Source organism: Paenibacillus forsythiae T98 (assembly GCF_000520735.1).
GTDB lineage: Bacteria > Bacillota > Bacilli > Paenibacillales > Paenibacillaceae > Paenibacillus_AQ > Paenibacillus_AQ forsythiae.
In genome coordinates this window covers 1-3,822 of the sequence record NZ_ASSC01000374.1, presented here as the reverse complement: position 1 = coordinate 3,822, position 3,822 = coordinate 1, and the positions used below count along the sequence as shown (strand labels likewise).

Below are 3,822 nucleotides of genomic sequence, written 5' to 3'. Positions count from 1 at the left end.
GCTGGTGCGCATGTAGCCCGAAGCGGCAGCGCCCGGGCGGGCCTGCTGGGAAGTGTTAATTCCGCCTCCCAAGCGGAGGCGGATGTTAAATTATAGATGCCCGGTTGCCCGGGCATGAATACCGGAATAAGGAAGGTCTACTTTATATGATAAAACTGGTTCAAATGGACGAAGCGACGTTTCAATTTTTTCTCAGCCAATCCACCAGCGACTATGCCGAGGAGAAGGTAAAATCGGGAGCCTGGGAACCGGATAACGCGCTGAAGCAGTCCAAAGAGGCGATCACGCGCTTTTTGCCCGCCGGGATGCACACCGAAGGCGCTTATCTCTATTCGGTGGTCGAGGAAGAGAGCGATACCCATGTCGGCTACATCTGGTTCAACGTTACCGAAGGACGACGCGGCCGCGAAGCGTTTATTTACGATATTTATATTTTTGAGCCGTTCCAGGGCAAGGGCTACGGCAAGCAGGCCATGCAGGCGCTCGACGAGGAAGCACGCAGTATGAATGTCCGCAAAATCGGGCTACACGTGTTCGGCCAGAACCAGCGCGCATTCGAGCTGTACCAGAAAATGGGCTACGGCGTGACCGACATTACGATGTCGAAGGAGCTTTAACTTATACTGCGCCGCTCCGAGGGTGCAAGGGGGATCTCTGAACGGGGTCCCTTTATGTTTGCCGGGGAGACCCTTCAGTATAGCTGATGTCCTCTGTGCGGAGACTTTTTGCGGGCGGTGTCTTTTAAAAGGCGGACATAGGCGACAGGTTAACGCATCCGATGACGGATTCAATATGTAGATGAAAGTAGGCTGATTGACTCCATAGTCCACGCTTTGAAAGACATTTTTCCGATTAGTCTACACAGTGAGGACAATGAGAGGATAGAATCATAAATGATTTGGCGTGTCCGCAAGAAAAATTGTCTCAGTGGTGCAGGGTGATCCGGCGGCTGGAGGCGGAGCGTCCGTCTTTTTCATAACGCATCTAGGGGAAAGCTCATTAGTATTGCCGGAAAGGCCCGGTATTGCTGGGCTGATTGTTCTAATATATAATAGTTTAGATCACCGGATTGCCGGTCAATTAACGGAAAATAGGAGTTGTCATATAAATGGCTTTGAAAGCGGGAATTGTCGGGCTTCCAAATGTTGGGAAATCGACGCTGTTTAACGCAATTACGCAGGCGGGCGCAGAGTCCGCGAACTATCCTTTTTGCACCATCGACCCGAATGTCGGGGTAGTGGAAGTGCCGGACGAGCGTCTCGATAAGCTCACCGAGCTGGTTGTGCCGAACAAGACGGTGCCGACCGCGTTTGAGTTCGTGGACATTGCCGGACTGGTGCGCGGAGCGAGCAAGGGCGAGGGGCTGGGCAACAAGTTCCTGGCGCATATCCGCGAGGTGGACGCGATTGTCCATGTCGTGCGCTGCTTCGAGGACGAGAACGTGACTCATGTCGACGGAAAAGTAAATCCGGTAAGCGACATCCAGACGATCAATCTGGAGCTGATTCTGGCCGATGTGGAGAGTGTCGAGAAGCGGATCGACCGTTCCCGCAAGAACATGAAGGGCGGCAACAAGCAGTACGCCCAGGAAGTGGAAGTGCTGGAGCGCGTCAAGGAAGCGTTGTACAACGACATGCCGGCGAGAAGCGTGGAGCTGTCCGATGACGAGCGGCTGATTGTGCGCGATCTTCATCTGCTGACGCTGAAGCCGGTGCTGTACGCGGCCAATGTGGGCGAGGATGAGGTGGCAACGGCGGAAGAGAATCCGTACGTGAAGCAGGTACGCGAGTTCGCCGCCGCCGAGAACGCCGAGGTGGTGCCGATCAGCGCGAAGGTGGAGGCGGAAATCGCCGAGCTGGAAGGCGAAGACAAGGCGATGTTCCTGGAAGAGCTGGGCCTTGAAGAGTCGGGCCTTAACCGTCTGATCAAAGCGGCTTACAAGCTGCTCGGGCTGTACACATACTTTACGGCCGGAGTGCAGGAGGTTCGCGCCTGGACTATCCGTAAAGGGACGAAAGCGCCGGGAGCGGCCGGCGTGATCCACACCGACTTCGAGCGCGGCTTTATCCGGGCGGAAGTGGTGGCGTACGATGATCTCGTGGCCGCCGGCTCGATGAACGGCGCGAAGGAGCGCGGCCAGCTGCGGCTTGAAGGCAAGGAGTATGTGGTGCAGGACGGAGACGTTATGCATTTCCGGTTTAACGTATAGAGCTTGCGGATCATGAAGCTTGACGATTTATGAAGCTTGCTTCTGGCGGGCGGGAAGCCTTCGCGGGTAAAGCGGGGCTACCCGGCGCAGGAGCGAACCAAGGCCATTTCGCGGCGGTGTCATCACCTGCGCGGGACGGCCTTTTTGGCTTGTTATGTCACATGCATAAGGTTTCGGTCTGTCAGATGACATGAAGTAGCCAAACCGGCGGAATCGTGATATAATATAAAGTCGTGTATACCCTTTGTGTGTATAAGGTATAGACGTTTTTTTACTATAAAACGTAACGATGTGATTAACCTTAAATTTGTCAACCTTAATCAGGAGAGGTGAATTCCCTTGTTGGACCGATTGCAATCTCTGGCGGACCGCTATGAGAAACTCAGTGAACTGCTTTGCGATCCGGATGTTGCAAGCGATAGTAAGAAACTGAGGGACTATTCCAAAGAACAATCCGATCTGCAGCCCGCTTACGAGGCTTATAGCGAATATAAAAATGTGATGGAAGAGCTGGACGCCGCCAAAGCGATGCTCGGCGAGAAGCTTGACGATGAAATGCGCGACATGGTGAAGCTGGAAATCGATGAGCTGTCGAAGCGCCAGATCGAGCTGGAGGAGAAAATCCGTATCCTGCTGCTGCCGAAGGACCCGAACGACGACAAGAATGTGATTGTGGAGATCCGGGGAGCGGCAGGCGGCGACGAGGCGGCGCTGTTCGCATCCGACCTGTACCGGATGTACACCCGTTTTGCGGATACCCAGGGCTGGCGCGTGGAGCTGATGGACGCCAATACGAATGACCTGGGCGGCTTCAAAGAGGTCATCTTCATGATTAACGGCCGGGGCGCGTACAGCAAAATGAAGTACGAAAGCGGCGCGCATCGCGTGCAGCGCATCCCGGCGACGGAGTCCGGCGGACGGATTCATACTTCCACATCCACTGTGGCGGTCATGCCCGAAGCGGAAGAAATCGACATCGAAATTCTTGACAAGGATATCCGCGTGGATACGTTCTGTTCCAGCGGCGCGGGCGGTCAGTCCGTCAACACGACCAAGTCCGCCGTGCGCGTAACGCATATTCCTACGGGAATCGTGGCGACCTGTCAGGACGGCAAGTCGCAGAATTCCAATAAGGAGAAGGCTCTTCAAGTGCTGCGCGCCCGGATCTCCGACATGATGCGCCAGGAAGAAGAAGCCAAGTATGCCGGCGAACGCAAGAGCAAGGTCGGCACCGGCGACCGCAGTGAGCGTATCCGGACGTACAACTTCCCGCAGAGCCGGGTGACGGATCACCGGATCGGCCTGACGCTGCATCGGCTGGATTCGGTTATGAACGGTGAGATTGAAGAGATTATTTCAGCGCTCTCCATTGCGGAACAGGCGGAGCTGATGGAAAGAGGAGAATAATGCTTTGAAACAGAGCGCATATATCATGCCGCAGGTGCAAAGCATCCGGGAAGCCTTTGCGGAGGCTTCTTCTTTTTTAAGCGGTCTTGGCGTCAGCGAGCCGCAGCGCAGCGCCCAGCTTCTGCTGGAGCATACGCTGGGCCTGTCCGGGGCGGCGTACTATATAGCTATGGCCGACCCCTTTCCGGCAGAGAGGCGGGAGGAGT

At 55.3% G+C, this 3,822-nt stretch carries 3 protein-coding genes and 1 pseudogene; all 4 read left to right on the top strand.

The window, feature by feature from the left end:
• The first annotated feature begins 146 nt into the window (after positions 1–146).
• The gene (locus tag L692_RS0112185) at positions 147–617 is read left to right on the top strand and encodes a GNAT family N-acetyltransferase (RefSeq protein WP_025700210.1); all 471 of its coding nucleotides are present in this window, start codon (positions 147–149) and stop codon (positions 615–617) included.
• Between the two features lie 491 nt (positions 618–1,108).
• Positions 1,109–2,209 (top strand): redox-regulated ATPase YchF, encoded by a 1,101-nt coding sequence (gene ychF, locus L692_RS0112180; RefSeq protein WP_025700208.1) that lies wholly within the window; start codon positions 1,109–1,111, stop codon positions 2,207–2,209.
• Positions 2,210–2,548: 339 nt separating this feature from the next.
• A complete protein-coding gene (prfA, locus tag L692_RS0112175) occupies positions 2,549–3,616 on the top strand; it encodes a peptide chain release factor 1 (RefSeq protein ID WP_025700206.1) in 1,068 nt (355 codons plus the stop codon).
• A gap of 4 nt (positions 3,617–3,620) precedes the next feature.
• A pseudogene (locus L692_RS28605) lies at positions 3,621–3,822 on the top strand (protein-(glutamine-N5) methyltransferase, release factor-specific); the annotation flags it as partial.

Bases quoted from the DNA above. Each gene is read 5' to 3' on its own strand.
- L692_RS0112185 (WP_025700210.1), top strand. From the start codon at position 147: ATGATAAAACTGGTTCAAATGGACGAAGCGACGTTTCAATTTTTTCTC.
- ychF (WP_025700208.1), top strand. From the start codon at position 1,109: ATGGCTTTGAAAGCGGGAATTGTCGGGCTTCCAAATGTTGGGAAATCG.